The organism is Enterobacter sp. 01-M-02-SI-ECC (genome assembly GCF_047530595.1).
In the GTDB taxonomy this organism is placed as follows: Bacteria; Pseudomonadota; Gammaproteobacteria; order Enterobacterales; family Enterobacteriaceae; genus Enterobacter; species Enterobacter cloacae_M.
The window spans coordinates 159,309-176,876 of the sequence record NZ_JBLKCZ010000008.1 but is presented as its reverse complement, the minus strand read 5'-3'; the positions used below and the strand labels follow the sequence as shown (position 1 = coordinate 176,876).

Genomic DNA, 17,568 nt, shown 5'->3' with positions numbered 1-17,568 from the left:
GGGTAGGCGAAGACGTATTTGATTTGCATCAATAAGCGCCCCTGCTGAATCGTTAAGGTAGGCAATAATAGAAAAGAAATCGAGGCAATAATGAGCAAAGTCAGACTCGCTATCATCGGTAACGGCATGGTCGGCCACCGCTTTATTGAGGATCTTCTCGATAAGGCCGATGCTGAGCAGTTCGATATTACCGTGTTCTGTGAAGAACCCCGCAAGGCGTACGACCGTGTACACCTGTCTTCCTACTTCTCCCATCATACCGCCGAAGAGCTCTCTCTGGTGCGCGAAGGTTTCTACGAGAAGCATGGCGTAAAAGTGCTGGTGGGCGAACGCGCTATCACCATCAATCGTCAGGAAAAAGTGATCCACTCCAGCGCCGGGCGTACGGTTTTTTACGACAAGCTGATCATGGCGACGGGCTCCTATCCGTGGATCCCGCCGATCAAAGGCTCGGAAACTCAGGATTGCTTCGTCTACCGTACCATTGAAGACCTCAACGCCATCGAATCCTGCGCCCGTCGCAGCCGTCGCGGCGCGGTCGTCGGCGGCGGTCTGCTGGGTCTGGAAGCGGCAGGCGCGCTGAAAAACCTCGGCGTTGAAACCCACGTCATCGAATTTGCCCCGATGCTGATGGCCGAACAGCTCGACCACATGGGCGGTGACCAGCTGCGTCGTAAAATCGAAAGCATGGGCGTGAAGGTTCACACCAGCAAGAACACCAAAGAGATCGTTCAGGAAGGGACTGAAGCGCGCAAAACCATGCGCTTTGCCGACGGCAGCGAGCTGGAAGTGGACTTCATCGTCTTCTCCACCGGTATTCGTCCGCGCGACAAGCTGGCGACCCAGTGCGGTCTGGCCGTGGCGCAGCGCGGCGGGATCATGATCAACGACACCTGCCAGACCTCCGATCCGGATATCTACGCGATTGGCGAATGCGCCAGCTGGAATAACCGCGTCTACGGTCTGGTAGCGCCGGGCTACAAAATGGCGCAGGTCGCCGTGGACCATATCCTCGGCAGCGAAAACGCGTTTACCGGTGCAGACATGAGCGCCAAGCTGAAGCTGCTGGGCGTGGACGTGGGAGGCATTGGCGATGCGCATGGCCGCACGGCCGGCGCTCGCAGCTATGTCTATCTCGACGAAAGCAAAGAAGTCTACAAACGCCTCATCGTTAGCCAGGACAACAAAACTCTGCTCGGTGCGGTGCTGGTGGGCGACACCAGCGACTTCGGCAACCTGCTGCAGCTGGTGCTGAACGCCATCGAGTTGCCGGAAAACCCGGACGCGCTGATCCTCCCGGCGCACGCGTCCAGCGGCAAGCCGTCTATCGGCGTGGATAAACTGCCGGACAGCGCGCAAATTTGCTCCTGCTTCGACGTCACCAAAGGCATGCTGATCTCCGCCATCAACAAAGGTTGCCACACCGTGGCGGCGCTGAAAGCGGAAACCAAAGCCGGTACCGGCTGCGGCGGCTGTATTCCGCTGGTCACTCAGGTGCTGAACGCCGAGCTGGCAAAACAGGGCATCGAAGTGAACAACAACCTGTGCGAGCACTTCGCGTATTCTCGCCAGGAGCTGTACCACCTGATCCGCGTGGAGGGCATTAAGTCCTTTGACGAGCTGCTGGCGAAGCACGGTCAGGGCTACGGCTGCGAAGTGTGTAAACCGACCGTCGGCTCCCTGCTGGCCTCCTGCTGGAACGAGTACGTGCTCAAGCCCGAGCATACGCCGCTGCAGGACACCAACGACAACTTCCTGGCGAACATCCAGAAAGACGGCACCTACTCCGTGATCCCGCGTTCCGCCGGGGGCGAAATCACGCCGGAAGGGCTGGTCGCCGTGGGTCGTATCGCCCGTGAATTTAACCTGTACACCAAAATCACCGGCTCCCAGCGTATCGGCCTGTTTGGCGCGCAGAAAGACGATCTGCCGGAAATCTGGCGTCAGCTGATTGAAGCCGGCTTCGAAACCGGGCACGCGTATGCCAAAGCGCTGCGCATGGCGAAAACCTGCGTGGGCAGCACCTGGTGCCGCTACGGCGTGGGCGACAGCGTGGGCTTCGGCGTGGAGCTGGAAAACCGCTACAAAGGCATCCGCACCCCGCACAAAATGAAGTTTGGCGTCTCCGGCTGTACCCGCGAATGTGCGGAAGCGCAGGGTAAAGACGTGGGTATCATCGCCACCGAGAAAGGCTGGAACCTGTACGTCTGCGGCAACGGCGGGATGAAGCCACGCCACGCGGACCTGCTGGCGGCGGATCTCGATCGCGATACGCTGATTCAGTATCTCGACCGCTTCATGATGTTCTATATCCGCACCGCCGATAAGCTGACCCGTACCGCCTCCTGGCTCGATAACCTGGAAGGCGGTATCGACTACCTGAAATCGGTGATCATCGACGACAAGCTGGGTCTGAAAGAACATCTGGAAGCGGAGATGGCGCGCCTGCGCGAGGCGGTGATCTGCGAGTGGACTGAAACCGTCGACACCCCGGCGGCGCAGACGCGCTTCAAACACTTCATCAACAGCGCCCAGCGCGACCCGAACGTACAGGTTGTGCCGGAGCGTGAACAGCATCGTCCGGCGACACCGTATGAACGAATTCCGGTCACGCTGGTGGAGGAAAACGCATGAGCCAGTGGATAAACATTTGCGATATTAACGACATCATCCCGGCCACCGGCGTATGCGCGCTGCTGGGAAGCGAGCAGGTTGCGATTTTCCGCCCTCGCCACGATGAACAGGTTTTTGCCATCAGCAATATCGACCCGTTCTTCGAGGCCAGCGTGCTCTCCCGCGGACTGATTGCCGAGCATCAGGGCGAACTGTGGGTCGCCAGCCCGCTGAAAAAGCAGCGTTTCCGCTTAAGCGACGGATACTGCATGGAAGATGAGAGTCATTCAGTGAAGCACTATGATGTCCGCGTGAAGGACGGCAAGGTGCAGCTGAAAGGCTAATCCTCCGCCTTTTCAATACGAAAAGCTTATGACCCCTTATGGGTAACGGCAGGAAAAACCGTATGTTTTGTACGATTCCTGCTGTTATCCTGACGTCAATTCTTACCCCCTCCATGAAAGCTGCGAGGTAACGTCGTGGATCACCTGCCGATTTTCTGTCAATTACGCAACCGCGACTGCCTTCTCGTGGGCGGCGGCGACGTGGCTGAACGCAAAGCGCGCCTGCTGTTAGAGGCTGGCGCCCGGCTCACCGTCAACGCCCTCACCTTCGCCCCACAGTTTGAGGTCTGGGCCCAGGAAGGGATGCTCACGCTGGAACAGGGTGAGTTTAATGAATCTCTGCTCGATACCTGCTGGCTGACGATTGCCGCGACGGATGATGATGAAGTGAACCAGCGCGTCAGCGACGCCTGCGAAGTGCGCCGAATCTTCTGTAACGTGGTCGATGCGCCGAAAGAGGCCAGCTTTATCATGCCGTCGATTATCGACCGCTCGCCGCTGATGATTGCGGTATCGTCCGGCGGACGCTCGCCGGTTCTCGCCCGCCTGCTGCGGGAAAAGCTGGAGGCCGTGCTGCCGCAGCACCTTGGTCAGATTGCCCATTACGCCGGGCAGCTCCGCTCCCGCGTGAAGCAAACCTTCTCGACCGTTGGCGAGCGCCGTCGCTTCTGGGAAAAATTCTTTGTGAACGACAGGCTGGCGCAGTCGCTGGCGAATCAGGACACCAAAGCCGTTGAAGAGACGACCGAACAGCTGCTGAGCGAGCCGCTGGACCATCGCGGCGAAGTGGTGCTGGTGGGCGCAGGCCCCGGCGATGCAGGCTTGCTGACGCTGAAAGGGCTACAGCAGATCCAGCAGGCCGATACCGTGGTTTACGATCGCCTGGTCTCTGATGACATCATGAACCTGGTACGCCGCGATGCCGACCGCGTCTTCGTAGGCAAACGGGCGGGCTATCACTGCGTTCCGCAGGAGGAGATTAACCAGATCCTGCTGCGCGAGGCGCAGAAAGGTAAGCGCGTGGTGCGCCTTAAGGGTGGCGATCCTTTTATCTTTGGTCGCGGCGGCGAGGAGCTGGAAACCCTGTGTGACGCGGGCATTCCGTTCTCCGTGGTGCCGGGCATTACGGCGGCATCCGGCTGCTCAGCTTACTCTGGCATTCCGCTGACCCACCGTGACTATGCCCAGAGCGTGCGTCTGGTAACGGGCCATCTGAAAACCGGCTGCGAGCTGGACTGGCATAACCTGGCCGCGGAAAAGCAGACGCTGGTCTTCTACATGGGGCTAAACCAGGCCGCTACGATTCAGGCGAAGCTGCTGGAGCACGGCATGGAGGCTGATATGCCGGTTGCGCTGGTGGAAAACGGTACGTCCATCAAGCAACGCGTGGTGGATGGCGTACTGACGCAGCTCGGTGAACTGGCGCAGCAGGTCGAAAGCCCGGCGCTGATTGTGGTGGGTCGCGTGGTTGAGCTGCGCGAGAAGCTGAACTGGTTCTCAAATCACTAACGCATATTCTTCCTTTGCGGAGTAGTCCTTATGTGGACTACTCCCCTCTTACCGCTGTCGATAACATACCGCCCCGAAGTGGAATTTCTCCCTTTACTCCCTTGAGTTACATCCAACTTTCGTTTTTAAGACAAGGAATGCGTATGTTCAAACTGGCAAAAGCCGCCGTTCTGGTTGGCCTGTTATCGACTCTGACTGCCTGCACCGGTCATGTACAGAACACCAAAAATAATTGCAGCTACGATTACCTGCTGCACCCGGCGATCTCCATTTCGAAGATCATCGGCGGTTGCGGCCCGGCGGCGCAGCAGTAAGCGATTTTCAGGCGTAAAAAAACCGGGATTTCCCGGTTTTTTAGTTTAGGGAAGTGCGGTCTGATGCCTTCACCCTGACCCTCTCCCACAGGCAGAGGGAACAAACCCTAAAAACGGTAACGTGGTTACCGTTTTGCTTTTACCTACGGTTTACCCACAAACCCAATCGCTTCGTACACCGCTTTCAGGGTTTCGGACGCACGCGCGCTGGCTTTTTCCGCGCCGTCTTTCATCACCTTCTGCAGGAAAGCTTCGTCGTTACGGTAGCGGTGATAACGCTCCTGCAGCTCGGTCAGCATACCGGAAACGGCGTCTGCCACTTCACCTTTCAGGTGGCCGTACATCTTGCCTTCGAAGTGTTTTTCCAGTTCAGGAATGCTCTGGCCAGTCACGCCGGAGAGGATATCCAGCAGGTTGGAAACGCCCGCTTTGTTCTGCACGTCGTAGCGCACCACAGGCGGCTCGTCAGAGTCGGTGACCGCGCGCTTGAGCTTTTTGACGACGGATTTCGGATCTTCCAGCAGGCCGATAACGTTGTTGCGGTTATCGTCAGACTTGGACATCTTCTTGGTCGGCTCCAGCAGCGACATCACGCGCGCGCCGGACTTCGGAATAAACGGCTCTGGCACTTTGAACACATCGCCGTAAATCGCGTTAAAGCGCTGGGCGATATCGCGGCTCAGCTCCAGATGCTGCTTCTGGTCTTCACCCACCGGCACCTGGTTGGTTTGATACAGCAGGATGTCTGCCGCCATCAGCACCGGATAGTCGAACAGACCGGCATTGATGTTTTCAGAGTAGCGTGCGGATTTATCCTTGAACTGCGTCATGCGGCTCAGCTCGCCGAAATAGGTGTAGCAGTTCAGCGCCCAGCCCAGCTGCGCGTGCTCCGGCACGTGAGACTGAACGAAAATGGTGCTCTTCTCAGGATCGATGCCGCAGGCCAGGTACAGCGCCAGCGTATCCAGGGTGGCTTTACGCAGCTTCTCAGGATCCTGACGCGCGGTAATCGCGTGGAGATCGACGATGCAGTAAATGCAATGGTACTCATCCTGCATGCTGACCCACTGACGTAACGCACCCATGTAGTTACCAATGGTCAATTCACCTGAAGGCTGTGCGCCACTAAAAACGATGGGCTTAGTCATTATTCAATTCCTGATGTTCACTGTGCGAAAGCCCGAGGGCGGGCAACAAATCTTTGAAGTGGTCGAAGACCACATCCGGCTCACTTAGCGTGATGGCTTCACCGTAGTTGTAGCCATAGGTTAATCCGACGGAAGGACACCCTGCCGCTCGGGCAGCCAGAATATCATTGCGCGAATCCCCAACAAAGAGCAGCTCCGCAGGGGTTAAGGATAATTTTCCTGCCACCAGCAACAGCGGTTCCGGATGCGGCTTTTTGTTCTGCACGTCGTCACCGCCCACAATCACGGAGAAATACTTAGCGATATCCAGCGCTTCCAGCAGAGGCGCAACAAACGGCGTCGGTTTGTTGGTCACCAGCCCCAGCGGAATGCCCTTCGCGTGCAGCGCGCTCAGCGTTTCCTGAACGTCCGGGAACAGGAAGCTGCCCTCCTCGACGGTCTCTTCGTAGAAACGATCGAACAGTTTGCGCAGAATCCGCAGCTGCTCATCCTTAGGGATGTCAGCGTGGTCAACGCTCGGTTTACCCTGCGCGGAACGCTGCGACGCGCGCTCCTGACGCGCCCACGTCAACGCGCGCTCCATCAGAACATCGGCACCGTTGCCAATCCACGTTACCACGCGCTCTTCCCCCGCAACGGGGAGTTCAAGGGCGTACAGCGCCTGGTCTACGGCGCTCGTTAAGCCCGGCGCGCTGTCGACCAGCGTGCCGTCGAGGTCAAATGCGATACCCCGAATTGCCTGCAATTTATCCATGACTTACCTTCGCCAGCTCGCGGCGCATTTCATCAATGACTTTTTTGTAATCCGGTTGGTCGAAAATGGCTGAACCGGCAACAAACATATCCGCACCGGCTGCCGCAATTTCACCAATGTTATTCACTTTCACACCGCCGTCCACTTCCAGACGAATATCGTAGCCTGACTCGTCAATACGACGGCGCACCTCACGCAGCTTATCCAGCGTGTGGGGGATAAACGACTGACCGCCAAAGCCCGGGTTAACGGACATCAGCAGAATCACATCCAGCTTGTCCATGACATAGTCGAGATAGCTCAGCGGCGTGGCCGGATTAAACACCAGGCCCGCCTTGCAGCCGTTCTCTTTGATCAGCTGCAGCGTGCGGTCCACGTGTTCAGAGGCTTCCGGATGGAAAGTGATGATGCTGGCACCCGCTGCGGCGAAATCAGGCACGATGCGATCGACAGGCTTCACCATCAGGTGGACGTCGATCGGCGCGGTAATGCCATAGTTGCGTAATGCCTTGAGCACCATTGGGCCAATGGTCAGGTTAGGGACGTAGTGGTTGTCCATCACGTCGAAATGGACCACATCTGCGCCAGCCGCGAGAGCTTTGGCGGTGTCTTCACCCAGGCGGGCAAAATCGGCCGACAGAATTGAGGGAGCAATCAAAAACTGTTTCATCCGCTTCTCCTTGAAATGTGTTTACCGGCGGGCAAAACGGCTCAGGGGCGATAAAGAGCCAGAAGTTCGTCCACCTTTTTACGTGTGCCGCCGTTGCTGCTAATGCTACGCCGCACTTTGACCTGAAAATGCTTCGCGGCTTTGTACCATTCGCGCGTATCAGGCGTGTCGTGATTCGAAATTAACACCGGAATTCTTTTGCTGACCAGCTTTTCCGCCATCTCCGCCAGACGAGCCTGCTCGGCCGGGCTGAAGCTGTTGGTGTGATAAGCGGTGAAATTCGCCGTTGCAGACAGTGGTGCGTAAGGCGGGTCACAGTAAACCACCGAGTTTACGCCTGCCAGTTCCATACACTCTTCATATGAGAGGCAATGAAACTCTGCGTTCTGCGCTTTTTCGGCAAAGTGGTACAGCTCGTCCTGCGGGAAATACGGACGCTTATAGCGACCAAACGGCACGTTAAATTCCCCGCGCAGGTTATAGCGGCACAGGCCGTTGTAACCATGACGGTTGAGATAGAGGAACAGCAACGCTCTGCGGAACGGATCCTGGCTCTGATTAAACTCGGTGCGGAACTGGTAGTAAACGTCCGGGTGATTATTCTCCGGCGTAAACAGTTTGCGCGCCTCTGCGACATACTCTTCGGTACGCAGCTTAACAATGTTATAGAGGCTGATAAGGTCGTTGTTGATATCCGCCAGGATATAACGAGAAAAATCGGTGTTGAGGAACACCGATCCCGCACCTACGAAAGGCTCGATTAGACACTCGCCTTTTGGCAGGTGCTTTTTAATATCATCGAGCAGGGGGTATTTCCCCCCTGCCCATTTCAGAAAAGCGCGATTTTTTTTCATGCTGACTAACTGATTACACCTTCTCCGGCTGTGGAGAAAGCTCCGACAGCATCCTGCGCTTTAAACATTACTTCAGATCGGCCTGAACCTGATGAATCGGCTTCGCCCACGGGTTTTTCGCCTGAACATCAGCTGGCAGTGCCGCTACGGCACGTTTCGCTTCATCTTTGGACGAATAAACGCCGCTGACCAGCACATACCACGGCTGACCGTTGCGGGTCGTCTGATAAACAACGTAGTTTTTCAGATTTGATTTCTTCGCCCAACCGTTGAGGTTGTCATAGTTAGACGAACTGCTCAGCTGCAGCGTGTAGTTGCTGGATGGCGCAGACTTCAGCGAGCCAACGTTACCTGCCGTTTTGCCTGCTGCGGCGCTGGAGGCTGCTGCCGTGGCTGCCGGAGCTGTTGCTGCAGGTGCAGCTGTGGTCGCCGTTGCTTTCGGCGCGGTCTGCGTGACTGGCGCTTTAGCAGGCTCGCTCACCGCAGCCGTTTCGGTGTGTTTCGGCTGTGCCGGTGCAGCTTTCACTTCAGGCGCTTTCACGACTGCCTGAGGTTTGGTTTCACGCTTAGGCTCAATCACCGCCTGCTTACGTTCAGGACGCGTCGCAGCTTGCGTCTGGCGCGGTTTGGTTTCCGTCGCAGCCGTTTGTGGCTGAGCGTTACCACCGCGAATCGGGGCAACGGTTGCCGGCTCAGTTGGCAGCGTAGAGTTAACCACGACGTTATCAACCTGCTGCTGGTTCTGCGGCTGCGTCAGCGCATTGTTCAGATCTCCCTGAACTTCTACGCGCTGCTGGCCTTCAGGCGTAGCAGGTGCCTGACCCTGAGCAGGGGTTGAAGAAACGGGCGGTAGAGAAACATCCTGCGGCGCTGTGGTGTTACCTGCGGTCTGCTCTGCGGAAGTCGCACCCGGCGCAGGCTGTGCGCCATTCGCCTGATTAGTCGCATCGTTACCGGACAGGTTGATGCTCTTCTCAGCGGAAGCAGTTTGCTCGGTTGAGTTCGTTGACGGTGCTTTAAGCGCGGAGCCAATGCCGACAATCAGCAGCACTAGCACCAGAACGCCAAGACCCATCATAATGTACTGGCGGGAAGCCGGTTTCGGCGCAGCGGCTTTTTTACGTTTACGCGGGCGACGCTCTACAGGCTGTTCGTCCATTGAATCTTCTTCGGACTCATAATCCTCTTCTGCTCGCTCTTCGTGCGCGTTGCGGCTGCGCGAAGGGCGACGATCGTCTGCATCCAGATCAACATCGTCAAAGTTGATCTGCGGCTCGTTATCACGTTCTGAAGATTGACGAGAACGACCAGTACGACGATCGCTGGGATCGGGTTTCAGCTCGTCTTCTGGTTTGAATTCATCCATTTAACACCCCACTCAAAGGCTTATGCTAACGACTTTGCATTTCACCTGAAGCTAAACGACCACCTGCGACAGTGGCCTGACCTTTCTAGTTGTTACGCCTGCTGACAATCAGCGATAGCGCCAAGAACGACATCGTGCGGCACTCCGCCGCGCACTTCACTCTTCCCTATTGCAAGCGGGAGTACAAGACGCATCTCACCTGCCAATACTTTTTTATCGCGCATCATGTGGGGTAAATACGCTTGCGCCGACATCTCCTGCGGCCCGGTTACCGGCAAACCTGCACGTTCAAGCAGCGCAATGATGCGCGCCGTCTCTTCAGGTTTAAACTGCCCCAGACGTTCAGAGGTGCGGGCTGCCATGACCATACCGGCCGCGACGGCTTCACCGTGCAGCCAGTTGCCGTAACCCATCTCGGCTTCAATGGCGTGGCCAAACGTATGCCCAAGATTCAGTAAAGCACGTAAGCCCGTTTCACGCTCGTCTGCTGCAACAACTTCTGCTTTCAGTTCACAACAACGACGAATGCAGTATGCCAGTTTAGCCTCATCCAGGCACAGCAGCGCATCCATATCCTCTTCAAGCCAGCTAAAGAACTCGCCATCAAGAATAATGCCGTATTTGATCACTTCCGCCAGACCCGAAGCCAGCTCGCGCTTCGGCAGCGTTTTCAGACAGTCGAGATCGACCACCACCGATGCGGGCTGGTAGAACGCGCCAATCATGTTTTTGCCGAGCGGATGGTTGACTGCCGTTTTGCCACCCACAGAGGAGTCGACCTGGGACAGCAACGTGGTCGGGATTTGAATAAAACGGACGCCACGTTGATAGCTTGCGGCCGCAAAGCCGGTCAGATCGCCCACAACACCGCCACCCAGGGCAAGCAGTGTTGTATCGCGACCGTGCGGTTTTTGCAGCAATGCGGTAAAGACGGTATCCAGCACCGTCAGGCTTTTATACTGCTCGCCATCGGGGAGAATCACACTGTCGACTTTTACGCCCGCCTGCTCAAGCAGGTGGCGTACGCGGTCGAGATAAAGCGGAGCCAGCGTCTCATTGGTGACCAGCATCGCCTGATCACCCGCTTTCAGTGGTAAAAAGGAAGCTGGGTCGTTAAACAAACCAGCCGCGATGGTGATAGGGTAACTACGTTCCCCGAGAGTAACTGTAATCCTCTCCATGACGCGACATCCACCTTTAATGCTTTTACCCGCAGGCGAGTGTATATAAAGCCAGAATCAGTTGCTTTCCAGCATATGAATAATCTGGTTTGCAACCACTTTAGCGCTCTGGTCGTCAGTACGAATGGTCACATCGGCAATCTCTTCATACAGCGGATTGCGTTCATCGGCCAATGCTTCCAGAACTTCGCGTGGTGGCGTTTCAACCTGCAGCAGCGGGCGCTTTTTATCGCGCTGCGTACGTGCCAGCTGTTTCTCGATAGTCGTCTCAAGATAGACCACTACGCCACGGGCGGAGAGACGGTTACGGGTTTCGCGAGATTTCACAGAACCGCCGCCTGTTGCCAGAACGATGCCCTGTTTTTCCGTGAGTTCGTTGATCACTTTTTCTTCTCGGTCACGGAAACCTTCTTCGCCTTCTACATCGAAAACCCAGCCCACATCAGCTCCGGTTCGTTTCTCAATCTCTTGATCAGAATCGTAAAATTCCATATTGAGTTGTTGAGCTAACTGACGCCCAATAGTGCTTTTGCCGGCACCCATAGGCCCAACCAGAAAGATATTGCGTTTCTCTGCCATTTTATCGGTACTACTAAGACTATTCGTTAATGGTAATCCCCGCTTCGCAGACACCCAGCGTAGCAGGACATGAACTGAAACCTCATATGCAATAGAGCGAGAGTCAGACTAAAAATTATCTCAATACTCCGGCTTGTTTGGCAACTGATTAAATCACCGCGTCGGGCGCATAAGGTAATAAGACGTAAGTCCAACTCAAATCGGTACTCCTTGTATGCTAATTCATGCCCCACGTCAAACATCTGCAACAAACTGAATGCAAAATCATTGCGGGGATCGTTACCCGTCAGCGAATACCGACCAGACGTGGTGTAATAAACACCACTAGCTCGCGCCGTTCATTATCCTTACCATCGTGGCGAAAAAGCTGTCCAAGCCAGGGGATTTTCCCCAGCCCAGGCACGCTGTCGCTGCCGGTTTTGTTCTTCTGCGAAAAAATTCCGCCCAACGCCAGCGTTTCTCCACTTTTTACCTCCACCTGGGTTTCTATCTCCTGTTTGTCGATCGCCAGCGTTTCGCCGTCAGCCTGCTGCAGAACCTGTCCCGGCATATTTTCGCTGATGTGCAATTTCAGGCGCACGCGCCCACCCGGTAAGACCACCGGTGTGACCTCCATTCCTAATACCGCCTCTTTAAACTCAACGGAGGTTGCCCCGCTTTCACCGCTTGAGACCTGATACGGGATTTCACTCCCCTGCTTGATGCTGGCCGGCTGCATATGCGAGGCCAGCAGCCGCGGGCTGGCGATGATATCGACCTGCTGTTTTTGCTCCAGCGCAGAGAGCTCCAGATCCAGCAGCCGACCATTGATCCGTCCGATGTTAAAACCCACGTGGCTGGTGGCGCTGGCGACGGATAGATCGCTGCCAAGCGTGGTGAGCTGGCCAACCTTGCCCGCGTCGGCGGCGTCGGCGAGATTCCACTTCACCCCCAGCTCACGCAGGCTTTTTTCATTAATGGTCACAATATGCGCCGCCAGCTCGACCTGTTCGACTGGAATATCCATCTGAGCGGCCCAGCGCTGCAGCGTCTCCACCACCGTCTGGTTATCCCGAATCAGCAGCCGGTTGGTGCGTTTGTCGAGAGACAAACTTCCCTTTGGGCTCAGGAGCTTTTCCGCGTCTTTTTGCAGCTCTCCGGCATCGGCATAGGACAAAGCGATGCTGTGAGACACCAGCGGCGCATCAAGCTGTCGACGCGTTCGCTCCTGTTCTGAACGTTCCTGCTGCTCACGCTGCCAGGCCGCGGTATGCACATAAAAAATGCCGTCCTCCTCTCGCAAAACAAGGCCAGCGCTGGTGGCAACCGTCTGTAACGCTTGACGCCAGGGGACGCGCGTCAGGTTGAGCGAAAGCGTGCCGCCGACATCAGGCGATATCACCAGATTTCTATTCTCCTGGGCAACCAGACTCTGTAGTACCTGGGCTACAGGAACGTCATCCACCACCAGCGTGACCGGTTTTGGCGCGGCGGCCCACAGCGGATGGCTGAACGCCAGCAGCCACAGCATTATCCGTAAATTCATTCTTATCCGTTCCTTCTCGTTGCCACGTCCATTTTCCTGGTTCACATGTGTCACCCACATCAACAACCAGTTCCGTTTCATTGATGGTTGTTATCGTCCAGCCTGCCGGAAAGCGCTCATGCGTTTTCAGCCGATACCAGCGCTTTTGCCCATCCTGTAAAATGCCGATAGCCTGCTGTCCTCCCACCATGCCGCGATAGTGCCACTGCGCCACCTCGGCAATGGCGCAGGGATCGTCCGGCGGGTGAAAGGGATCGCGCATACCGGTCAGTAGCAGCGCAGAGCAAACCAGCAAACATCGCGTGCTATTTCGCATGTTCTAGCTCCAGCCGCAGGCGCAACGCTGTGCCATGTGGTGTAATCGCGAAAGCGGCGATCTGCACATCCCGCTGCGTCAGCCGGGAAAAAAGCGCCGGGATAGCCTGCCACTCCACCTCAAGCATCAGTTCTCCTCCGTTCTGTAGCGGCTTCCAGTGAACGAGCTTCTCGTCATCGCCCTGAAAATCGAGCGGGGAGAACGGCGTCTTCTCCAGTGCTTCCGTTATTTTCGGACGAAACGGCGTCTTTCTGACGGCAGACCATAACGCTGCATTCGTCCTCACGTCCTGAATCAGCTGGCGTTGTCGTTCGGCACTCTGCCCGTCTACCGGTCTGAGCATGGTGCCCCACGCTGCCAGTCCAGCCAGGAGGCTCGCCAGAAACCAGAAGAGCACCCGATTCCAGGGACGGCTTTCGCACCAGCGTTCTAACAGGGTATCCACGCGTTACCCCTCGCTTTTAAGATGAAGGGTGAACATCCATCGCCCCTGGCTGTCCTGCCGAAGCTCACCCGTCGTCCCGGGCGTAAAATCCGCTATTTGGCCCAGCGCATCGCGCAGAGCAGACAGGGCTGACAGGGTTATGGCATACCCGCTCAGCGTCAGAGCAGGAGGCTGATAGCGAAGCTCTGTCAGCCAGACCTGTGAAGGAGTGGCGCGGGAAAGGGACTCCAGCACCGGTTGCCATGCGCGTCGTTGAAGGGTCTGCGCTGGCTTCTGCGCCTGTGAGGCGAGTTTCTGCCGGGAGGCAAGCGCATGCTGCACGGTCTGCGTTCCCGTCAGCTCCGTTTGCAGCGCGTGCAGCCTCATAAGAGGGTTTATCCGCAGGCAGAAAATGATCGCGAACATTAACAGCACGGTGCCGACACACATTCCGCCCCAGAAGTGCAGGCATCGCGCGCGTCTCTGCTGTCGCCAGGGCAGAAAGTTCATGATGCTCATCCGGGCACCTCGCTCATGGCCAACGCCAGCGCAACGGTATAATCAGCGCCGCAGTCCGGTAGCGGGGCATGGCAGCGTTCCAGGATTTCCCACGGATCACGTCGGCTATCAAACAGCGCGATGTCATCCGAACCAAGCCCCAGCAGCGCTGAAAGCTCAGACACGTTTTCGGCTTCTGTGGTAATGCGGCGTCCCCACTGGTGGCGCATCGCCCACAGCCACTGCCGATCGTCCCACCAGGCGACGCACGTCGCTGGCGCCACCGCGGGAAGAAGATTCGCCAGCGCGCTGGCATCCGGCGTAATGGCCACCAGCCGCAAACGCAGCGTTTTCGCCAGTGCCAGTAGGGTGTCGATCTCGTTGTTTTGCGCGGCGGTCACGTGAAAGGTATTGCTGAAGGTATCCTGCGCGTAATCGAAACAGAGCGTATCAGCAGACATCTCCAGTTCGCGCGCGAGCGCCGCACCAAGCCATGAGAGCTGCTCGCTGTCGCGCAGCGCAACGGTCGGGCGGGGGAGCGCCCGTTGCAGAGTGCGTGCTGCCGGGAAAGAGAGGAATACCCGATGGTAGTGCGGCAGCGTTTTGCGCCAGTCGCGTAACGCATCAACCAGCTGTTCTGGCTGACAAATTTTGCCGTCACGAATGATGCCCTCGTCCAGAGGAATCGCCCACCAGCGGCGCATGCACCAGCCCAACTTCTCCCGGGCCAGGGCGACGATCAGCACCCTATCCTGTTGAATATGAACGCCCGTTTGCCATATTTTGAAAGCCATGCTTCACGATCTCCTTATCGCCCGTCGGGTTGACGGCTATATCAATGAATCAGGCTTGCCTTTATACTACCGCGCGATTGTTTAGAAACTGCCCAAGTGAAACCAAATGGGAAATCTCCGGTGAAGTTCGTAAAGTATTTATTCATCCTTGCAGTCTGTTGCATTCTGCTGGGAGCAGGCTCGATTTACGGTTTGTACAAATATATTGAGCCACAGCTACCTGATGTCGCCACGCTTCGCGATGTGCGCCTCCAGATCCCGATGCAAGTCTATAGCGCCGATGGCGAGCTGATGGCGCAGTATGGCGAGAAGCGTCGTATTCCGCTGACCTTAAACCAAATTCCACCCGTGATGGTAAAAGCCTTTATCGCCACGGAGGACAGCCGTTTTTACGAGCACCACGGTGTCGATCCGGTGGGGATTTTCCGTGCCGCGAGCATTGCGTTGTTCTCTGGTCACGCCTCTCAGGGGGCAAGTACCATCACGCAGCAGCTGGCGCGTAACTTCTTCCTCAGCCCTGAAAAGACGCTGATACGTAAGATCAAAGAGGTGTTCCTCGCGATCCGTATTGAGCAGCTGCTGAGCAAAGACGAAATCCTTGAGCTGTACCTCAACAAAATCTACCTGGGTTACCGAGCCTATGGCGTGGGGGCTGCCGCACAGGTGTACTTCGGTAAGCCCGTTGAGCAACTCACCTTAAGCGAAATGGCAACCATTGCTGGTCTGCCGAAAGCGCCGTCCACGTTTAACCCGCTCTACTCGCTCGATCGCGCCACCGCGCGCCGTAACGTCGTTCTGTCACGTATGCTGAGCGAAGGCTACATCAGCCAGAGCGAGTACGACCAGGCGCGTAACGATGTGATTGACGCTAACTACCACGCCCCTGAAATCGCCTTCGCATCCCCTTACCTGACCGAAATGGTTCGTCAGGAGATGGTGAATCGCTATGGTGACAAGGCCTATGAAGATGGCTATCGCGTGTACACCACCGTCACCCGTAAGGTCCAGCAGGCGGCTCAGGAAGCGGTGCGGAACAACGTGATGGACTACGATATGCGTCACGGCTATCGCGGCCCGTCAAACGTGCTCTGGAAAGTGGGCGAAAGCGCGTGGGACAGTAAAAAAATCACCAGTACGCTGAAGGCGCTGCCAACCTATGGTCCGCTCCTTCCTGCCGTGGTGACGCAGGCCGATCCTCAGGAAGCCGTTGCGACGCTCGCGGACGGTACTTCCGTCTCGCTGCGTATGGACGGTATCCGCTGGGCGCGTCCTTACCGCTCGGATACCCTGCAGGGCGCAACGCCGCGTAAAGTGACCGATGCCGTGCAGACCGGACAGCAAATCTGGGTGCGGAAGGTAGGCGAATCCTGGTGGCTGGCACAGGTGCCGGACGTCAACTCGGCCCTGGTCTCTATCAATCCACAGAACGGTGCCATCCTGGCCCTGGTCGGCGGGTTTGATTTCAACCAGAGCAAATTTAACCGCGCCACCCAGGCGCTGCGTCAGGTCGGTTCCAATATCAAACCGTTCCTCTACACGGCAGCAATGGATAAAGGCTTGACCCTCGCCAGCATCCTTAACGACGTGCCAATCTCCCGCTGGGATGCCGGTGCCGGTTCCGACTGGCAGCCGAAGAACTCCCCTGCGGAGTATGCCGGCCCAATTCGTCTCCGTCAGGGCCTGGGACAGTCGAAAAACGTGGTGATGGTGCGCGCCATGCGCGCGATGGGCGTCGACTATGCCGCAGAGTATCTGCAGCGCTTCGGTTTCCCGGCGCAGAACATCGTTCGCACCGAGTCGCTGGCGTTAGGCTCCGCCTCGTTTACGCCGCTTCAGGTCGCACGCGGGTACTCGGTGATGGCCAACGGCGGCTTCCTGATTGATCCGTACTTCATCAGCAAGATTGAAAACGATCAGGGCGGCGTGCTGTTCGAAGCGAAGCCGAAGATTGCCTGCCCTGACTGCGATATTCCGGTCATTTATGGCAATACGCCGAAATCCGACGTGCTTGAAAACAAGGACATGGAAGACCCTGCCGTGTCTCAGGAGCAGCAGAACGGCGTCGTGCCGCAGCCGCAGCTCGAGCAGGCTAACCAGTCTCTGGTGGCACAGACCGGCGCGCCGGAGTATGCCCCGCATGTGATCAACACGCCGCTGTCCTTCCTGATCAAAAGCGCGCTGAACACCAACATCTTCGGTGAACCGGGCTGGCAGGGCACAGGCTGGCGCGCAGGGCGTGATTTGCAGCGCCATGATATCGGCGGTAAAACGGGGACAACCAACAGCTCGAAAGACGCGTGGTTCTCCGGCTACGGCCCGGGCGTGGTGACATCGGTTTGGATCGGTTTCGACGATCACCGCCGTGACTTAGGTCGTACAACGGCCTCCGGCGCGATTAAGGATCAGATCTCCGGCTACGAAGGCGGTGCGAAGAGCGCGCAGCCGGCCTGGGACGCCTACATGAAGTCCGTTCTTGAAGGCGTGCCGGAGCAGCCGTTAACGCCACCGCCAGGCGTGGTGACGGTTAATATCGACCGCAGCACCGGTCAGCTCGCCAACGGCGGTAATAGTCGCGAAGAGTATTTCATCGAGGGCACGCAGCCAACCACGCAGGCGGTGCACGAGGTGGGGACAGAGATTATTGATAACGGCGAGACGCACGAGCTGTTCTGACAACAA

General features: G+C 57.0%; 17 protein-coding genes. 5 read left to right on the top strand and 12 right to left on the bottom strand.

Going from position 1 to position 17,568, the window contains the following annotated elements; genetic code table 11:
* Positions 1 to 90: 90 nt before the first annotated feature.
* The 4 genes from nirB (at position 91) to ACMWLG_RS13180 (ending at position 4,780) form a co-directional block, all read left to right on the top strand.
* The gene (gene nirB / locus ACMWLG_RS13195) at positions 91 to 2,634 is read left to right on the top strand and encodes a nitrite reductase large subunit NirB (protein WP_045403383.1); all 2,544 of its coding nucleotides are present in this window, start codon (positions 91 to 93) and stop codon (positions 2,632 to 2,634) included.
* Complete coding sequence (nirD, locus tag ACMWLG_RS13190) at positions 2,631 to 2,957, top strand: nitrite reductase small subunit NirD (RefSeq protein ID WP_023309475.1); 327 nt, start codon at positions 2,631 to 2,633, stop codon at positions 2,955 to 2,957. The genes nirB and nirD overlap by 4 nt, the downstream gene beginning before the upstream one ends.
* A 135-nt stretch (positions 2,958 to 3,092) precedes the next feature.
* Positions 3,093 to 4,466, top strand: coding sequence for a siroheme synthase CysG (gene cysG / locus ACMWLG_RS13185; protein WP_045357620.1), 1,374 nt, complete (start codon positions 3,093 to 3,095; stop codon positions 4,464 to 4,466).
* A 143-nt stretch (positions 4,467 to 4,609) separates the two neighbouring features.
* Positions 4,610 to 4,780 carry a YhfL family protein gene (locus ACMWLG_RS13180; RefSeq protein ID WP_008503029.1) on the top strand — a complete coding sequence of 57 codons (171 nt, stop codon included), beginning with the start codon at positions 4,610 to 4,612 and terminating at the stop codon, positions 4,778 to 4,780.
* Positions 4,781 to 4,923: 143 nt separating this feature from the next.
* Here ACMWLG_RS13180 and trpS read toward each other — a convergent pair whose 3' ends face one another.
* The 12 genes from trpS to ACMWLG_RS13120 form a co-directional block, all read right to left on the bottom strand.
* The gene (trpS, locus tag ACMWLG_RS13175; protein ID WP_023309477.1) at positions 4,924 to 5,928 is read right to left on the bottom strand and encodes a tryptophan--tRNA ligase; all 1,005 of its coding nucleotides are present in this window, start codon (positions 5,926 to 5,928) and stop codon (positions 4,924 to 4,926) included.
* Positions 5,921 to 6,682, bottom strand: a complete 762-nt coding sequence (gene gph, locus ACMWLG_RS13170; protein WP_033146807.1) for a phosphoglycolate phosphatase — start codon at positions 6,680 to 6,682, stop codon at positions 5,921 to 5,923. The genes trpS and gph overlap by 8 nt, the downstream gene beginning before the upstream one ends.
* Positions 6,675 to 7,352, bottom strand: coding sequence for a ribulose-phosphate 3-epimerase (gene rpe / locus ACMWLG_RS13165; protein WP_024907923.1), 678 nt, complete (start codon positions 7,350 to 7,352; stop codon positions 6,675 to 6,677). The genes gph and rpe overlap by 8 nt, the downstream gene beginning before the upstream one ends.
* A 41-nt stretch (positions 7,353 to 7,393) precedes the next feature.
* On the bottom strand, positions 7,394 to 8,206 hold the full coding sequence (dam, locus tag ACMWLG_RS13160) for an adenine-specific DNA-methyltransferase (protein WP_023309480.1): 813 nt from the start codon (positions 8,204 to 8,206) through the stop codon (positions 7,394 to 7,396).
* Between the two features lie 67 nt (positions 8,207 to 8,273).
* The gene (gene damX, locus ACMWLG_RS13155; RefSeq protein ID WP_045403381.1) at positions 8,274 to 9,572 is read right to left on the bottom strand and encodes a cell division protein DamX; all 1,299 of its coding nucleotides are present in this window, start codon (positions 9,570 to 9,572) and stop codon (positions 8,274 to 8,276) included.
* A 92-nt stretch (positions 9,573 to 9,664) separates the two neighbouring features.
* The gene (gene aroB, locus ACMWLG_RS13150) at positions 9,665 to 10,753 is read right to left on the bottom strand and encodes a 3-dehydroquinate synthase (RefSeq protein ID WP_045403378.1); all 1,089 of its coding nucleotides are present in this window, start codon (positions 10,751 to 10,753) and stop codon (positions 9,665 to 9,667) included.
* A 57-nt stretch (positions 10,754 to 10,810) separates the two neighbouring features.
* A complete protein-coding gene (gene aroK, locus ACMWLG_RS13145) occupies positions 10,811 to 11,332 on the bottom strand; it encodes a shikimate kinase AroK (protein ID WP_003861630.1) in 522 nt (173 codons plus the stop codon).
* 286 nt (positions 11,333 to 11,618) lie between these two features.
* Positions 11,619 to 12,857: a DNA uptake porin HofQ gene (hofQ, locus tag ACMWLG_RS13140; RefSeq protein ID WP_045403375.1), complete on the bottom strand. Its 1,239-nt coding sequence runs from the start codon at positions 12,855 to 12,857 to the stop codon at positions 11,619 to 11,621.
* On the bottom strand, positions 12,769 to 13,173 hold the full coding sequence (locus ACMWLG_RS13135; protein ID WP_045403373.1) for a HofP DNA utilization family protein: 405 nt from the start codon (positions 13,171 to 13,173) through the stop codon (positions 12,769 to 12,771). Before ACMWLG_RS13135 ends, hofQ begins: the two co-directional genes overlap by 89 nt.
* Entirely contained in the window at positions 13,163 to 13,618 is a 456-nt protein-coding gene (locus ACMWLG_RS13130) for a hypothetical protein (protein WP_045403371.1), read from the bottom strand. Before ACMWLG_RS13130 ends, ACMWLG_RS13135 begins: the two co-directional genes overlap by 11 nt.
* Before the next feature lie 3 nt (positions 13,619 to 13,621).
* A complete protein-coding gene (locus tag ACMWLG_RS13125) occupies positions 13,622 to 14,116 on the bottom strand; it encodes a PilN domain-containing protein (RefSeq protein ID WP_045619595.1) in 495 nt (164 codons plus the stop codon).
* Positions 14,113 to 14,889, bottom strand: coding sequence for a hypothetical protein (locus ACMWLG_RS13120; RefSeq protein WP_045619598.1), 777 nt, complete (start codon positions 14,887 to 14,889; stop codon positions 14,113 to 14,115). The genes ACMWLG_RS13125 and ACMWLG_RS13120 overlap by 4 nt, the downstream gene beginning before the upstream one ends.
* Positions 14,890 to 15,009: 120 nt before the next feature.
* Between ACMWLG_RS13120 and mrcA the strand changes: the two genes are divergently transcribed.
* The gene (gene mrcA, locus ACMWLG_RS13115) at positions 15,010 to 17,562 is read left to right on the top strand and encodes a peptidoglycan glycosyltransferase/peptidoglycan DD-transpeptidase MrcA (RefSeq protein WP_045357640.1); all 2,553 of its coding nucleotides are present in this window, start codon (positions 15,010 to 15,012) and stop codon (positions 17,560 to 17,562) included.
* The last annotated feature ends 6 nt before the right edge of the window (positions 17,563 to 17,568 follow it).

Excerpts from the sequence above, each read along its gene's own strand:
- ACMWLG_RS13135 (WP_045403373.1), bottom strand. The coding sequence starts at position 13,173 with ATGCGAAATAGCACGCGATGTTTGCTGGTTTGCTCTGCGCTGCTACTG.
- damX (WP_045403381.1), bottom strand. The coding sequence starts at position 9,572 with ATGGATGAATTCAAACCAGAAGACGAGCTGAAACCCGATCCCAGCGAT.
- trpS (WP_023309477.1), bottom strand. The coding sequence starts at position 5,928 with ATGACTAAGCCCATCGTTTTTAGTGGCGCACAGCCTTCAGGTGAATTG.
- aroB (WP_045403378.1), bottom strand. The coding sequence starts at position 10,753 with ATGGAGAGGATTACAGTTACTCTCGGGGAACGTAGTTACCCTATCACC.
- ACMWLG_RS13125 (WP_045619595.1), bottom strand. The coding sequence starts at position 14,116 with ATGAGCATCATGAACTTTCTGCCCTGGCGACAGCAGAGACGCGCGCGA.
- hofQ (WP_045403375.1), bottom strand. The coding sequence starts at position 12,857 with ATGAATTTACGGATAATGCTGTGGCTGCTGGCGTTCAGCCATCCGCTG.
- aroK (WP_003861630.1), bottom strand. The coding sequence starts at position 11,332 with ATGGCAGAGAAACGCAATATCTTTCTGGTTGGGCCTATGGGTGCCGGC.
- nirB (WP_045403383.1), top strand. The coding sequence starts at position 91 with ATGAGCAAAGTCAGACTCGCTATCATCGGTAACGGCATGGTCGGCCAC.
- rpe (WP_024907923.1), bottom strand. The coding sequence starts at position 7,352 with ATGAAACAGTTTTTGATTGCTCCCTCAATTCTGTCGGCCGATTTTGCC.
- ACMWLG_RS13180 (WP_008503029.1), top strand. The coding sequence starts at position 4,610 with ATGTTCAAACTGGCAAAAGCCGCCGTTCTGGTTGGCCTGTTATCGACT.
- gph (WP_033146807.1), bottom strand. The coding sequence starts at position 6,682 with ATGGATAAATTGCAGGCAATTCGGGGTATCGCATTTGACCTCGACGGC.
- ACMWLG_RS13120 (WP_045619598.1), bottom strand. The coding sequence starts at position 14,889 with ATGGCTTTCAAAATATGGCAAACGGGCGTTCATATTCAACAGGATAGG.
- nirD (WP_023309475.1), top strand. The coding sequence starts at position 2,631 with ATGAGCCAGTGGATAAACATTTGCGATATTAACGACATCATCCCGGCC.
- dam (WP_023309480.1), bottom strand. The coding sequence starts at position 8,206 with ATGAAAAAAAATCGCGCTTTTCTGAAATGGGCAGGGGGGAAATACCCC.